At 36.7% G+C, this 14,498-nt stretch carries 12 protein-coding genes and 1 other annotated feature; of the genes, 6 read left to right on the forward strand and 6 right to left on the reverse strand.

Annotated features, from left to right (window positions below):
- Positions 1–55: 55 nt before the first annotated feature.
- A complete protein-coding gene (locus SM124_RS12305; protein ID WP_322446836.1) occupies positions 56–655 on the reverse strand; it encodes a hypothetical protein in 600 nt (199 codons plus the stop codon).
- Between the two features lie 407 nt (positions 656–1,062).
- Here SM124_RS12305 and rpsD point away from each other — a divergent pair, with 407 nt between their 5' ends.
- The gene (gene rpsD, locus SM124_RS12310) at positions 1,063–1,665 is read left to right on the forward strand and encodes a 30S ribosomal protein S4 (RefSeq protein WP_322446837.1); all 603 of its coding nucleotides are present in this window, start codon (positions 1,063–1,065) and stop codon (positions 1,663–1,665) included.
- A gap of 150 nt (positions 1,666–1,815) precedes the next feature.
- Entirely contained in the window at positions 1,816–2,013 is a 198-nt protein-coding gene (locus tag SM124_RS12315; RefSeq protein WP_322446838.1) for an IDEAL domain-containing protein, read from the forward strand.
- A gap of 141 nt (positions 2,014–2,154) precedes the next feature.
- Here SM124_RS12315 and tyrS read toward each other — a convergent pair whose 3' ends face one another.
- The gene (tyrS, locus tag SM124_RS12320; protein WP_322446839.1) at positions 2,155–3,414 is read right to left on the reverse strand and encodes a tyrosine--tRNA ligase; all 1,260 of its coding nucleotides are present in this window, start codon (positions 3,412–3,414) and stop codon (positions 2,155–2,157) included.
- 267 nt (positions 3,415–3,681) lie between these two features.
- Positions 3,682–3,915: a binding site (T-box leader), on the reverse strand.
- 191 nt (positions 3,916–4,106) lie between these two features.
- On the opposite strand from tyrS, the gene SM124_RS12325 reads away from it, so the two are divergent.
- Positions 4,107–6,986 (forward strand): transglycosylase domain-containing protein, encoded by a 2,880-nt coding sequence (locus tag SM124_RS12325; protein WP_322446840.1) that lies wholly within the window; start codon positions 4,107–4,109, stop codon positions 6,984–6,986.
- 103 nt (positions 6,987–7,089) lie between these two features.
- Here SM124_RS12325 and acsA read toward each other — a convergent pair whose 3' ends face one another.
- A complete protein-coding gene (gene acsA, locus SM124_RS12330; protein ID WP_322446841.1) occupies positions 7,090–8,808 on the reverse strand; it encodes an acetate--CoA ligase in 1,719 nt (572 codons plus the stop codon).
- Between the two features lie 235 nt (positions 8,809–9,043).
- On the opposite strand from acsA, the gene SM124_RS12335 reads away from it, so the two are divergent.
- The 3 genes from SM124_RS12335 (at position 9,044) to SM124_RS12345 (ending at position 11,599) form a co-directional block, all read left to right on the forward strand.
- Entirely contained in the window at positions 9,044–9,676 is a 633-nt protein-coding gene (locus SM124_RS12335; protein ID WP_322446842.1) for an N-acetyltransferase, read from the forward strand.
- Between the two features lie 106 nt (positions 9,677–9,782).
- On the forward strand, positions 9,783–10,430 hold the full coding sequence (locus SM124_RS12340) for an acetoin utilization AcuB family protein (RefSeq protein WP_322446843.1): 648 nt from the start codon (positions 9,783–9,785) through the stop codon (positions 10,428–10,430).
- The gene (locus SM124_RS12345) at positions 10,427–11,599 is read left to right on the forward strand and encodes an acetoin utilization protein AcuC (RefSeq protein WP_322446844.1); all 1,173 of its coding nucleotides are present in this window, start codon (positions 10,427–10,429) and stop codon (positions 11,597–11,599) included. The genes SM124_RS12340 and SM124_RS12345 overlap by 4 nt, the downstream gene beginning before the upstream one ends.
- A gap of 101 nt (positions 11,600–11,700) precedes the next feature.
- On the opposite strand, the gene motS is transcribed toward SM124_RS12345, so the two are convergent.
- From motS to ccpA, 3 genes are all read right to left on the reverse strand, one after another.
- Positions 11,701–12,450 carry a flagellar motor protein MotS gene (motS, locus tag SM124_RS12350; protein WP_322446845.1) on the reverse strand — a complete coding sequence of 250 codons (750 nt, stop codon included), beginning with the start codon at positions 12,448–12,450 and terminating at the stop codon, positions 11,701–11,703.
- Positions 12,440–13,258, reverse strand: coding sequence for a flagellar motor protein MotP (gene motP, locus SM124_RS12355; RefSeq protein WP_322446846.1), 819 nt, complete (start codon positions 13,256–13,258; stop codon positions 12,440–12,442). Before motP ends, motS begins: the two co-directional genes overlap by 11 nt.
- 127 nt (positions 13,259–13,385) lie before the next feature.
- The gene (gene ccpA, locus SM124_RS12360; RefSeq protein ID WP_322446847.1) at positions 13,386–14,387 is read right to left on the reverse strand and encodes a catabolite control protein A; all 1,002 of its coding nucleotides are present in this window, start codon (positions 14,385–14,387) and stop codon (positions 13,386–13,388) included.
- Positions 14,388–14,498: the final 111 nt, after the last annotated feature.

The raw sequence follows: 14,498 nt of genomic DNA on the forward strand, positions 1-14,498 counted from the left end.
TTCATTATATTTCTATTATATATTTTTCAAATGGGATTTACTGCTAAAATTATGACTATTTCGTTTCAATTGTCGAAATTTTTACACCCATGTCGGTTAGCACCAGCCAAAGTTCATGGTTTTCAGATAAAGACTGTACCTCAAAAACACTTTCTTGTTTCCCAATTTCAATCTGGTGTGTACCTGGAAGATGAATCACCTTTTTATTTTCATCCAAATCAACCGTAAATGGTATGTTCTGGGATGAAATTCTCGCTTTGTTAGAACTTTCTACTGTCTCTAACTTTCTATTAAAGTACACCCAATCTCCATTAAGATTTGCCCATATGCCTTGTCCCTCTTTATCATAAGCTAGCTTTTCAGGGGCTAGTTTTAGTGTTACCGCTTCTAATGTTTTAAATTTGAAAGCATTATTCATTTCAATTTCGTATAATGCTAGTATATGTTGATTTTGTTTATACTCATATAAAATCACAATTGGATTATCTTTTTCATTTGTGCTCTTATGAATGACAAGTGATTGTGGCTTGTAAGTTTCTTTCTTCTGATTAGCAGAATTGAAACCATTATATTTATAGAAAAAACCGATACCTGTTAAACTAATAAAAAATAGCACTAAAAAAAAGCGAATACGCTTTTCTTTTTTTGATTCCATAAGCAGTTCACTCGTCCTAAATTATTTCATTTTAGTAAGCACATCTATTATAGCATTAATAACCTAGGTAATATAGATAGAATCGGCAATACTTTTCGAGAGAAGGCCATCATAGATTAGCCTCCATACTTATTTTTCTAATTAGTGAAGTATCAAGAGAATTAAATATATCCCCTTGACACAACTATATGATAAAGGATATACTGTTCTTTGTGTAAAATATTGCAGCCTATGTGAACACCTTATTGATCTCATTTTGTTCCTCACTAGAGTCAACGAACTCTATGAAGGGGTACTGTGTAACCCGCTGCTGCTAGGGCGAAGGTACATGAAAACAAAATGGTCTTTAAATCGTGGCGCAACTGTTTTTATTTTACCAAAATAAAAACAAAGAGGAGGAGTCATTCATGGCTCGTTATACTGGTCCAAGCTGGAAACTATCTCGCCGTCTTGGAATTTCTCTAAGCGGTACTGGTAAAGAATTAGAAAAGCGTCCTTACGCTCCTGGACAACATGGTCCAAACCAACGTAAAAAATTATCTGAATACGGTTTACAATTACAAGAGAAGCAAAAGCTTCGTCACATGTATGGCGTAACTGAGCGTCAATTCCGTAACCTATTCGATAGAGCTGGTAAATTAGCTGGTAAACACGGTGAAAACTTCATGATTCTTTTAGAGTCTCGTTTAGATAACGTTGTTTACCGTTTAGGATTAGCTCGTACTCGTCGTCAAGCTCGTCAGCTTGTAAACCATGGTCACATTATGGTAGACGGTTCACGTGTTGATATTCCATCTTACCGTTTAGCTCCTGGTCAAACAGTAAGCCTTCGTGAAAAATCACGCAACCTTGATATCGTTAAAGAAGCAGTTGAAGTTAACAACTTCGTACCTGATTTCTTAACTTTTGATGCTGATAAATTAGAAGGTACTTTCACGCGTATGCCAGAACGTTCAGAACTTCCAGCTGAAATTAACGAAGCTCTAATCGTTGAGTTCTACTCTCGTTAATTTTTTCAAAACCTGTCGATTTTATCGGCAGGTTTTTTTCTTTTGCTAAAAACCCGCCTTTTCCAAAAGAATTCAACTTTTTCGAAATAATATTTGAATTATCTGAATATTTATTATATAATTAAAAAAAGCTCAAGGAGTTGATTTCCGATGGAAAAGAAATTGCTAAATTCTCCACAACGATCAGAAGTAAACATCATGCACTCTCTATTTGCAGAAATGGTGCTAGAAAAGGCACTCCGCGACTTCCAAAAAGAGAGAATCCAAGAGGATATCGACCGTGCTTTACAAGAGAGAAATAAAGATGAATTTATTCGATTAACGAACATACTTAAGGAACTTTCTTAACTCACTTCCTTATTATAAAGAAATTAATAATCATATTTCATAACACAGGAAGCCACTCTTTGGCTTCTTTTTTGTATTTAATTTAGAGTACGAAAAAAGTGAACAGCATCACGCTATCCACTCTTTGTATTTCAATCTAGATTAGTATTTTATTAAGAAATACTTCTTCTTACCACGACGAACAATGGTAAATTTTCCATCGATACGGTCTTGCTCACCTACAACATATTCTAATTCAGTCACTTTTTCTCCGTTTACAGAAATAGCTCCGTTAGATACGTCCTCACGTGCTTGTCGTTTCGATGGAGATATCTTTGCTGTAACTAGTAAGTCAACAATGTTCATTTCTTCCCCAGTTGAAAGTTCAAAGGAAGGTACATCTTTAAAACCCTGCTGAATTTCAGTTCCAGTTAAATTCTTTACATCTCCACTGAACAATGCTGCTGAAATTTTAATTGCTTGGTCTAATGATTCTTGACCATGAATTAAACGTGTCATTTCTTCTGCTAACGCTTTTTGCGCTTTACGTAAATGTGGCTCTTCTTGTACGGCTACTTCTAGTGCTTCAATTTCCTCTTTTGATAAGAAGGTAAAGAATTTTAAGTATTTAATTACATCTGCATCAGCAGTGTTAATCCAGAACTGGTAGAACTCGTAAGGAGAAGTTTTTTCAGCATCTAACCAGATAGCACCACTCTCGGTCTTACCAAACTTAGTTCCATCAGCCTTTGTTACTAAAGGAATGGTTACTCCAAATGCTTTAGAACCTTCAGGCATCATTTTTCTAATTAACTCAAGACCAGTTGTGATATTCCCCCACTGATCACTACCACCAATTTGCATTCTACAATTATGCTTTTCAAACAAATGAACGAAATCCATTGCTTGTAAAATCGTGTAAGTAAACTCAGTAAAAGAAATTCCTGTATCTAAACGTGAAGAGATGGTATCTTTTGCTAACATGTAGTTTACTCCTACATGTTTCCCGAAATCACGTAAGAACGTAACGATATCCATTGAACCAGCCCAATCATAGTTATTAACCATAATTGCACCATTTTCTCCACTAAAATCAAAAATATTTTGTAACTGCACCTTTATACTGTCCACATTGTGCTGAACAGCCTCAAGAGTTTGAAGGTTTCTCTCTTCACTTTTCCCGCTTGGATCTCCAATGAGTCCAGTAGCTCCTCCTACTAAAACGATAGGACGATGCCCTGCTTGTTGAAATCTTCTTAACGTTAAGAAGGGAAGTAGATGCCCTATATGCATACTATCTGCTGTAGGATCAATTCCACAGTATAGTGAAATCTTTTCTTTTTCTAGAATTTCTTTCGTACCTACTTCATCTGTTTGTTGGTATATAATTCCACGCCACTGCAAATCCTCAAGTAAGTTCATGTTAATACCTCCTAATATTCTTTTAAAATGGCTCTTTTCTAAAAACTTGTTGCTTCTCACATATAAATTTACCTATAAAGTATACATGCTTTAATGGGCAGATAAGGTTATCAGTTTTAGAAAAAGCCTTACCATCTAAATTTGGTAGCACTCTTTAACTAGCAAGGGGTAAAAATCGGCTTTTGGATTTTTACAAATAACAACAATCATTACCAAAACAGCCTTTAAAATCACCCGGAAAACAAAAAGTCCCTTCGAATTTATATTCGAAGGGACGAAAGATCGCGGTACCACCCAACTTGAATTCATTAACATTCAATAAATTTTATGAATTCCACTTTAATTAGATAACGGATAAACCGTTTACTGCTAATGCTTGAAAAAGGTTCACAGTAAATGCTCAGAGAGGTAATTCATCTTTCTATTTGTACTGGCTCGCAACAACCGCCAGCTTTCTGAAACAGGGATAGAAACACTACTGATTCTCGTCAATGCAAATTCAAGTTATTAAGTTATAGATTTTAGCTTAACAAATTTTTAACATACATCCTGTAGCTTTGTCAATCTGTCTTATCATTAATTCTGTTATTTTTAGGCAAATTAAAAAGGAATTTTTAGAAATTGTCATTGCTTTTCATTCTAATGCCCTTGTTTATGCTATAATGTATGTGATTTTAGGGGGATTGATGTCGATGAAAGACGAGAACCAACAAGAAAAAAATAAATTTAGGTCTGTACTAAACCTATTAACACATAAAAAAACGGTTAAGGGAGCTAGTATAACCTATCAAGTTTTCTGGAACTTAACGCTATTATTTCTTATTATCATAGTTCTTGGTGGAGCATTCGCAGGAGGAGTAGGCGCAGGTTATTTCGCCTCTTTAGTTAAGAAAGAGCCTATAAGATCCTATGACAGCATGAAGAAAGATATATACAACTATGAAGAGACATCGAATCTTTATTTTGCAGATAAAGTCTATCTGGGTAAACTGAGAACGGACTTAGAAAGAGAAGAAATTACACTCGACCATGTTTCAGATCACTTAGTTAAAGCAGTAATTGCTACAGAAGATGAATACTTCTACGAGCATGATGGTGTTGTGCCAAAAGCTATTATGCGTGCACTTTTTCAAGAAGTAACTAACTCTTCAGTCCAGTCAGGTGGAAGTACATTAACACAGCAGTTAATCAAAAATCAGATCTTAACAAATGAAATCTCATTTGAAAGAAAAGCAAAGGAAATTTTACTTGCTTTAAGGCTTGAAAAGTTCTTTGACAAAAAAGAAATCTTAGAAGCATATTTGAACGTTTCTACGTTTGGTAGGAACTCTTCAGGAAGAAATATTGCTGGGGTACAAGCAGCATCAAAAGGTCTATTTGGCGTAAAAGCGAGTGAGTTATCCCTGCCGCAAGCCGCCTTTATTGCTGGTCTTCCTCAAAGTCCATTTGGGTACACACCTTTTACGAATAAAGGACAATTGAAGGAAAATCTTGAACCTGGATTAACTAGAATGAAAACCGTTCTAAAAAGAATGTATGATAATGGTTCAATCTCAGAAAAGCAGTATAATAAAGCATTAGCCTATGATATTACAAAGGACTTTATCCCTTACCGTCCAAGTCCACAGGAGCAATATCCATGGCTAACGGCTGAGATTGAGCAACGTTCTATTGAAATACTGTCTAGAATCCTAGCAGAAAAAGATGGTTATACATTGGAGGATTTAAAGAAGGATAAGTCTTTGCTAGAGGAATACGAAACACTCGCAGACAGAAACCTTCGCCAAAATGGTTATTCCATCCATACAACAATTGATAAAAAGATTTACAATGCTATGAATAAAGTAAAAGATGAATTTCAGTTTTACGGAAGCGACATTTCAGAGGTAGAAGAGGACCCTGAAACAGGTGAAGATGTAACGGTTAGCAAACCTGTAGAATTAGGTGCTGTCTTAATCGAAAATAAAACAGGAAAAATCATCAGCTTTGTCGGTGGACGTGATCACAGTCGTGAACAAACAAACCATGCAACTAACGCAAAACGTCCAAACGGATCGACCATGAAACCTCTTCTTGTCTATGCTCCTGCAATCGAGTTAGGTACACTATCACCAGGATCCATTTTACCTGATGTTGCGTTAAAGCTTAATCCGGCTAGCAGTGAACCTTGGCCGAAAAACTACGGTGGTGGATATAGCGGGTTAACATCTGCAAGAAATGCGCTAAAGAGATCTTACAACGTACCTGCTGTTAAAGCATATGTTGATATTCTTGATAAACGTCCAGCCGAATACCTTTCTAAGATGGGATTCTCTTCTCTAGCTGATGATGACTATACAAACCGTTCAACAGCTCTAGGTGGTTTAACCAACGGGGTCTCAGTTGAAGAGAACGTAAATGCATTCGGTACTTTCGCCAATAGTGGAAAATTTATTGATGCCTATATGATTGAGAAGATTGTAGATAAAAGCGGTAAAGTCATTTACCAACACGAGGTAGAGCCTGTGGATGTATTTAGTCCTCAAACATCCTACTTAGCTATCGATATGATGCGTGATGTTATTAGAAGTGGTACAGCTACAGCACTTAATAGTCGATTAAAATTCAGTTCTGATTGGGCCGGCAAAACAGGAACAGGACAGGATTATAAGGATGCCTGGTTTGTTGCTACAAACCCAAATGTTTCGTTTGGTGTTTGGATGGGGTACGATACTCCAAAGCCTCTTCAATTAAGCTATAGGGGCTTATCTTACGGTGTACGTAATATTTATATTTGGGCTGATTTAATCAATGCTGCATATGATATCAAACCGGAATTAATTGACCCAGCTCAAGGCTTTAAAATGCCTGGTGGAATCGTTCGACGTTCTTTCTGTGCACTATCTGGGCTATTACCTTCTGATGCTTGTTCTAAAGCTGGTTTAGTTGAGACAGATTTATTTAACGCAAAATACGTTCCTACTAAAGTGGACGATAGCTTCATTGAAGGTAAATACGTAACTATTGGAGATAAAAAATATTTAGCCCTTGATTCAACTCCAGATGAATTTTCACAAAAGGGACTAATATTAAATCCTGAGTACATTCAAAAAATATTTGGAGTCACTACGGATACGGAACAACTGATACCTAATAAAGACCGATTCGCAAATTTATTATTACCTGATGATAAACTTGAAGATAACGGTAAATCACCTGCAGCGGTCTCTGTTAAAGTGAGCGGGAAAAAGCTAACTTGGTCTAAACACTCTGAGAACGATGTAATTGGCTATCGAGTGTACAAAGACGGTAAAAAAGTAGCTAGCATTAAAGCGGGAGAAACTCTTCAATACTCAGGCGATAACGGCTTATACACCGTAATAGCTGTTGATATCGCAGGTAAAGAGTCTTCCCCTTCAAATGAGGTACAAATCGGAAGTAAGCAAGAAGAAGATTCCTCTGATAAAAATAACGATAAAAAAGATAAAGATAATAAAGAAGAAAAACCTAAAGAACCTAGTAGCGATCCAGGCACCGGTGATGATGGTCAAGATGATGACCCAGGTGACGGAGATGAATCTGAAAATAATTAAAGAGTATTTAAAAACAAGAGTAGATTTTTACTCTTGTTTTTTTATGCAGTGATGTTTATTTATACAAAAAACCTCTACAAAAGTAGAGGCATTCTTCATATAATTAATCTTCCATTGTTGAAAGGTCACCTGTTGGTAAATCTAGTTCCCAAGCTTTAAGAACACGACGCATGATTTTTCCGCTGCGTGTTTTTGGTAGCTTATCACGGAACTCAATTTCTCGTGGGGCTGCATGCGCTGCAAGACCTTTTTTAACAAATGTACGAATCTCTTCTTTTAATTCTTCTGAAGCTTCGAACCCATCACGAAGAGCAACAAAGGCTTTAATAATTTCTCCGCGTACAGGGTCTGGCTTTCCGATTACACCAGCTTCAGCAACAGCCGGATGTTCAACCAGTTTACTCTCTACTTCAAATGGACCTACACGCTCACCAGAAGTCATAATAACATCATCAATACGACCTTGGAACCAGAAGTATCCATCTTCATCCATATAGGCTGAGTCACCGGAAACATACCAGTCACCAGGCATAAAGTAAGACTCAAATTTAGCTTCATTATTCCAGATCGTATGCATCATGGACGGCCAACCTTTTTTTATCGCTAAGTTCCCCATACGATACGGAGGTAGCTCGTTACCTTGGTCATCAACAATAGCAGCTTTGACTCCAGGAATCGGTTTCCCCATCGACCCTGGTTTAATTTCCATACAAGGGTAATTACAGATTAACTGTGCTCCAGTCTCTGTCATCCACCAAGTATCATGAACTCTTAAATTAAATACTTTCATTCCCCATCTAACTACTTCAGGGTTTAGTGGTTCACCTACACTAAGAATATGTCTTAGATTTGATAGATCGTATTTTTTCACCACTTCGTCCCCAGCACCCATTAACATTCTAAAAGCTGTAGGAGCGCTATACCAAACCGTTACACCATATTCATCTAACATGCTGTACCATGTTTCAGGACTAAATCTTCCACCAACGACTACGTTAGCTGCACCTGTTAACCAAGGACCAAATATTCCGTAAGACGTACCTGTTACCCAACCAGGATCCGCTGTACACCAGAATATATCTTCTTCTTTTAGGTCTAGTACCCATTTTGCCGTTTGATAGTGTTGAATCATAGCATTATGGACATGTAAAACCCCTTTAGGTTTTCCAGTTGAACCAGACGTATAGTGAAGAATGAGTCCATCTGTACGGTCAACCCATTCGATTTTTAAGTGTTTACTAGCTTCAGCAAACTTCTCGTTAAAGCTAACAATTTTCCCCTCTTCTTGAACATCGTTTCCTACTAGGAAAATATGTTTTAAAGCAGGTAGTTCAGATACAGGAACTCTTTCTAATAATTCAGGAGTAGTAACTAAAACCTTAGCTTCACTATTCTCTAGACGGTCACGAACGGCACCTTCCATAAACGCTTCAAAAAGTGGCCCTACGATAGCACCTAATTTAATAGCACCAAGCACCGCGAAATAAAGCTCTGGAGAACGAGGCATGAAGATAAAAACGCGATCTCCCTTTTCTACATCTCCATAAGCCTTTAACACATTACCGGCTTTATTTGAGTATTCTTTCATTTCTTTAAATGTATACTTTTCTTGTCTATTACCATCACGATAATATAAAGCAACTTTATTTTTCCGATGGGATTCAGCATGACGATCAATAGCCTCATATGCCATGTTAACTAGTCCCGTTTCAGACCAAGAAAATTCTTTTTCTGTTTCCTTCCAGTCAAATTGACTGTACTGTTCTTCGTAGCTTTTTAAATTATATTTCCCCTGTGTTGCTGGTAGCGCTTCCACTTTCATTAAACATAATCCCCCTTTTGGTATGTTTATCTCTAATTATATTACAAATATTATTTTTTCTCAATTTTTAAAATATTTACCTAACTTGAGTTATATGACTTTTGTGTAGAAATTGTTCAAAAAGATTTAGAAAAGGGCCTAATAAAAACAGAAAATTTTGTGAAAGCGCTTTAAATTAATAGATTTGATGTATAATAGTAATTATGATTCTTATGATTTTATAGGTGGTGGATCAATGGAACATAAAAAAACATACAATGCAAAAGAAATAAAAACTCCTCACGGCAATATCATTATTGAAGGCCCGATTACACCTGAAAAACTTGCTGATTTAGAGTTTCATGAGGACTTAGTAGCTTTTCGTCCTCCTGCTCAACAACATAAAGCATTAGTTGAAATAGCACGTTTACCTGAAGGTAGAATTATTATTGCAAGACATAGACATACGATTATCGGATATGTGACCTATTTATACCCTGATCCATTAGAACGCTGGTCTGAAGGAAAAATGGATAATTTAATTGAATTAGGTGCTATTGAAGTAATAAGTAAATTTAGAGGCTGTTCAGTAGGAAAAAACCTTCTTGTTGTTTCTATGATGGACGATGCTATGGAAGATTTTATTATTATAACTACTGAATATTATTGGCATTGGGATTTAAAAGGTACAGGCTTAAATGTATGGGAATATCGAAAGATCATGGAAAAGATGATGAATGCAGGCGGACTTGAATATTATGCAACGGATGATCCTGAAATTAGCTCACATCCTGCTAACTGCTTAATGGCTAAAATAGGAAAAAGAGTGGATACAGACTCTATTCAAAGGTTTGACCAATTACGCTTTATGAATCGATTTATGTATTAGCCTTACACGAAGACAGCTTTATAAATTAGTAATTTAGCGTAGTAAACTTCAAGCAAAGAAAGTCAGGCACGCTTGATGTTGAATTTAATATAGAGGGGGACTCATCATGATTGTGGAAGAAATTATGAAAGTTGATATATCCACACTGACTCCAAATGACTCTATTGCTGATGCCATACAACTAATGAAAGAGAAAAAAATCAGACACATCCCAATAGTAGATCAAAAGGAACAAATTGTAGGTATTGTAACTGATAGGGATATTAAGGAAGCCATATCTCCTATTTTTCATTACGAGGAGCATAAAGAAGACTTAACAAAGACGTTAGGAAGTATTATGAGCACAAATATACTTACCGCTCATCCTCTAGATTTTGTAGAGGAAATTGCTGCCCTATTCTATGAGCATAAGGTTGGCTGTTTACCTATTATACAAGAACAAAAACTAGTGGGAATTGTTACTGAAACAGATTTGCTTCATACTTTAGTAGAGTTAACGGGTGCTCATCAGCCTGGTTCACAAATTGAAGTAAAGGTACCTAATAAAGCTGGGATGCTTTGTGAAATTACTTCAGTTATAAGAGACCGTAAAGCCAATATTCAAAGTGTGCTTGTTTATCCTTATAAGAAAGACCCAGCCTATAAAATTCTTGTTTTAAGGGTACAAACCATGAACCCTCTTTCTTTAATTGAAGATTTAAAAAATGCTGGCCATTGTGTCCTCTGGCCGAATTTACCGGGGATGGACTCATGACAAGTGATGCTGTTTTTATCTTCTCTGAAGAACAGCTGAACTATAAATTTAGCGCAAACCATCCTTTTAACCAGATTCGGCTAAAACTGACCCTAGATTTACTAAAAAAAGCGAATGCTATTAATGACCAAGATATCGTTCCTCCACGTGCAGCGACAGAGGAGGAACTTCATTTAATACATGACCCTAATTATGTAAACGCTGTCAGATTGGCTGGACATGGTCAACTAACAAGTGAAGTGGCTGAAAATTATGGTTTAGGAACTGAGGACACTCCTATATTCCCTAATATGCATGAGGCTAGTTCATTATTGGTTGGTGGGACATTAACTGCGGTTGATTATGTTATGAGTGGTAAAGCGAAGCACGCCCTAAACCTAGGCGGTGGCCTTCATCATGGCTTTAGAGGTAAAGCTTCAGGCTTTTGCATATATAACGATAGTTCCGTAGCTATTAAATACTTACAACAAAAGTATAATGCTAGGGTGTTATATGTTGATACAGACGCCCATCATGGTGATGGAGTACAGTGGTCATTTTATGATGACCCCAATGTATGCACATTGTCTATCCATGAAACAGGAAGGTACCTGTTTCCTGGCACAGGAAATGTGAATGAACGCGGACAAGGAAAAGGATATGGGTACTCCTTTAATATTCCAGTAGATGCCTTTACGGAAGATGAATCATGGCTTGATGCTTATACTACTTCCTTTAGAGAGATAGCAGAGTTTTTTAAGCCAGATATTATTTTAACGCAAAATGGTGCTGATTCTCATTATTGGGATCCGCTTACCCATTTATCTGCTTCAATGAACATTTATCGAGAAATTCCAAAGCTTGCGCATCAAATTGCACATGAGTATTGTGATGGGAAATGGGTTGCAGTAGGTGGAGGTGGCTATGATATTTGGAGAGTTGTTCCTCGCGCTTGGGCATTAATATGGATGGAAATGACTGAAAACTCGAACTGTTATGGAGATTTACCTACTGATTGGATTGAAGAATGGAAAACGAAATCTCCTGTCACCTTGCCAGGAAAATGGGATGATCCAGACAATCTCTATACTCCAATCCCACGTAAAGCTGAAATTACCGAGAAGAATGCACAAACGGTGGATAAAGCTCTATATCCTATAAGAAATAGACTTAAAAGTGAATCCGTTTAAGAGGAAGAGGTTTTACTTGTAAACGTAAAAATTAATAATCTAATTTTCAAGATTAATAGAAGAAGAGGCTTCCCTTTTGAATGGGAAAGCCTCTTCTTCTATTAATTATTTAAGTCATTCTCGTCAAACTTCGGATCAGAAATGACTATTTCCACTCTTCTGTTTTTCTTCCAATTTTTTGGTCCTGTGTTTGCAACAATTGGCCTTGTTTCTCCGTAACCAACCGCTATGAATCTAGTACTATCTAATGAATGCTTGTCTACTAGATATCTAATTACACTACTAGCCCTTGCTGAAGAAAGTTCCCAGTTTGATGGATATCGATAAGTTGTTATTGGTCGATCATCTGTATGTCCTTCTACCTTCACCAAGTTCGGTAAACCTTTTAGTAACTTCCCTACTTTATCTAAGAAAGCATTTGAGTCATTGACTATATTCGCCTCTCCTGATTCAAATAAAACTTGTTCCTGTAGAACTAATACAACTCCTCTTTCTGTACGATTAGCAATAATGACATCCTCTAATCCATTTTTATCAAGGAATTTTTCAACCTCTGTTAATAGATTTTGCAGCTGATTTTCTTTCTCCTTATCATCAATATCCTCGTCTTGTTTGTTCACATTTTCATCCTGCTCGGAAGGATGTTCAAACGGCACAACGGAAGGATAAAAATCTAGGAATTGTCTTTCTTTAAAAGATTCAGCAATAGCCTTAAACTTAACGATATCAATCTGAGACATGGAAAAAAGTAATATAAAAAAAACTAGAATTAATGTAACTAAATCAGAAAAAGTTACCATCCATAGCGGGGCACCTTTAGACGGTTCCTGAGGCTTTCTTTTAAACCTCATCTTTTAGCGCCTCCCCGCTCTGTACAACCTTTAAGTCCTCCTTACGCTCAACGGAAGATAAAAAGGCACTCAACTTTTCTTCAAGTATCTTAGGGTTTTGCCCCGACTGGACACCGATTACCCCTTCAATGATAATCTGCTTAAAGAAAACTTCTCTTTCTGATTTTAATGCTAATTTTGCAGCAAGAGGTAGAAAGAATAAGTTTGCTAATAATGAACCATATAAAGTAGTCAATAACGCAATTGCCATGTTAGGTCCAAGCGTTGAAGGGTCATTTAAATTTTTTAACATAAGAACTAAACCAATTAAGGTACCGATCATCCCCCAAGCAGGCGCATACTCTCCAGCTTTTTCTAGAATGCCTCTCCCCTTCTTATGTCTATCTTCCATTGCTGCTATTTCAGCATTCATAATATCATTAATCACTTCGGGCTCTATACCATCAACGGCCAATAAGACACCCTTACGTATAAAAGGATCATCTACCTTTTCAACCTCAGTTTCTAAGGCAAGCAGTCCTTCTCGTCTTGCACGTTCAGATAGGCCGATAAAAGTATTTATTAATCCTCTCAAGTTCTGTTCTTCGTTTGAGAAACCTTGCTTTATTACTGTAAACAAGTGCTTAATATCTTTCAGAGGAAAACTAATTAATAGTCCTGATATTAAACCACCGAAAACAATTAATAATGACGCTGGGTCTAAAAATGAAAGAATTCCCTCAACTCCTCCATTGTAAACGATCCCAAATATCAGCATGACAATACCGATAACTAAACCGATTGGCGTTAGAACATCGAGCTTCTTCATAATCCCTCTCCCCAAACTACTGCATAAAGCAATTCTTTGTACTTGAAGATTTTTCAGTAGGGTATGTGATTTGACATCATGTATAGTTCCTAAGAAAAATTTTCAGTTTATATATATATCGACAAAATTATTGCTTTGTTGAGCTTCTTTGTTCGACTCGGTGGGGAAGAACGACAATATGATCCGTCACTTTTTCTTTATTCATATACTTTGTCAGTAACCTCATGGCTACTGCACCAATGTCATATAACGGCTGAACCACAGTAGTAAGCTGTGGACGTACCATAAGTGCAAGCCTTGTATTATCAGAGCTGATAATCTCTATATCATTTGGTATCTTAAGCCCTCTGTCCTCAGCACCATGTACGACTCCAAGTGCCATTTCATCTGAACCAACAAAAATAGCTGTTGGCTTATTAGGTTGTTCTAATAACTTTTCAATAGCTTCAATACCAGAATCATAAGTATAGTCCCCCTCAACTATCAGGTCTTCCCTATATTCGATATTAGCTTCTGCTAGTGCTCGCTTATAACCAGCTAACTTCTTCAATTGATTAATAGGCTCATGTAAAGGTCCAACGACAAATGCTATCTCTTTATGACCTGATTCAATGAAAGTTTGAATGGCATCATAAGTAGCTTGCTCATAATCAATATTTACAGATGGTATCGTTCCCGATTCTTCAATTGAACCTGCTAATACAATGGAAACGGGGGACTTTTGAAACTCTTCTACATGTTCTTGAGATATATTACCGCCCATAAATACAATTCCATCCACTTGTTTTCCTAACATTGTATTTAATAAGTGTAGCTCTTTCTCTTTATTTTGGTCAGAGTTACTTAAGATAATATTGTATTTGTACATCGTTGCAATATCTTCAATTCCTCTAGCCAATTCAGCAAAGAACGGACTTGAGATATCTGGTATTATCACTCCAACTGTTGTCGTCTTTTTACTAGCTAGTCCTCTAGCAACAGCATTTGGACGATAGCCTAATCGATCAATTACTTCTAATACCTTTTTTCTTGTTGCCGGCTTAACATTTGGGTTCCCATTAACTACCCGAGAAACGGTTGCCATGGAAACGTTTGCTTCACGTGCAACATCGTATATTGTTACGTTCATAAAAAACACTCCTTACTAACAATGTATATTCCAATACTATTTCAATATAAGACAATCCAGCTCTTAAAAAGCGAACATTAGAAAGCAAAAATAGCCTTATGTAAACTTTGT

It is taken from the genome of Robertmurraya mangrovi (genome assembly GCF_034427655.1).
Lineage (GTDB): Bacteria > Bacillota > Bacilli > Bacillales > Cytobacillaceae > Robertmurraya_A > Robertmurraya_A mangrovi.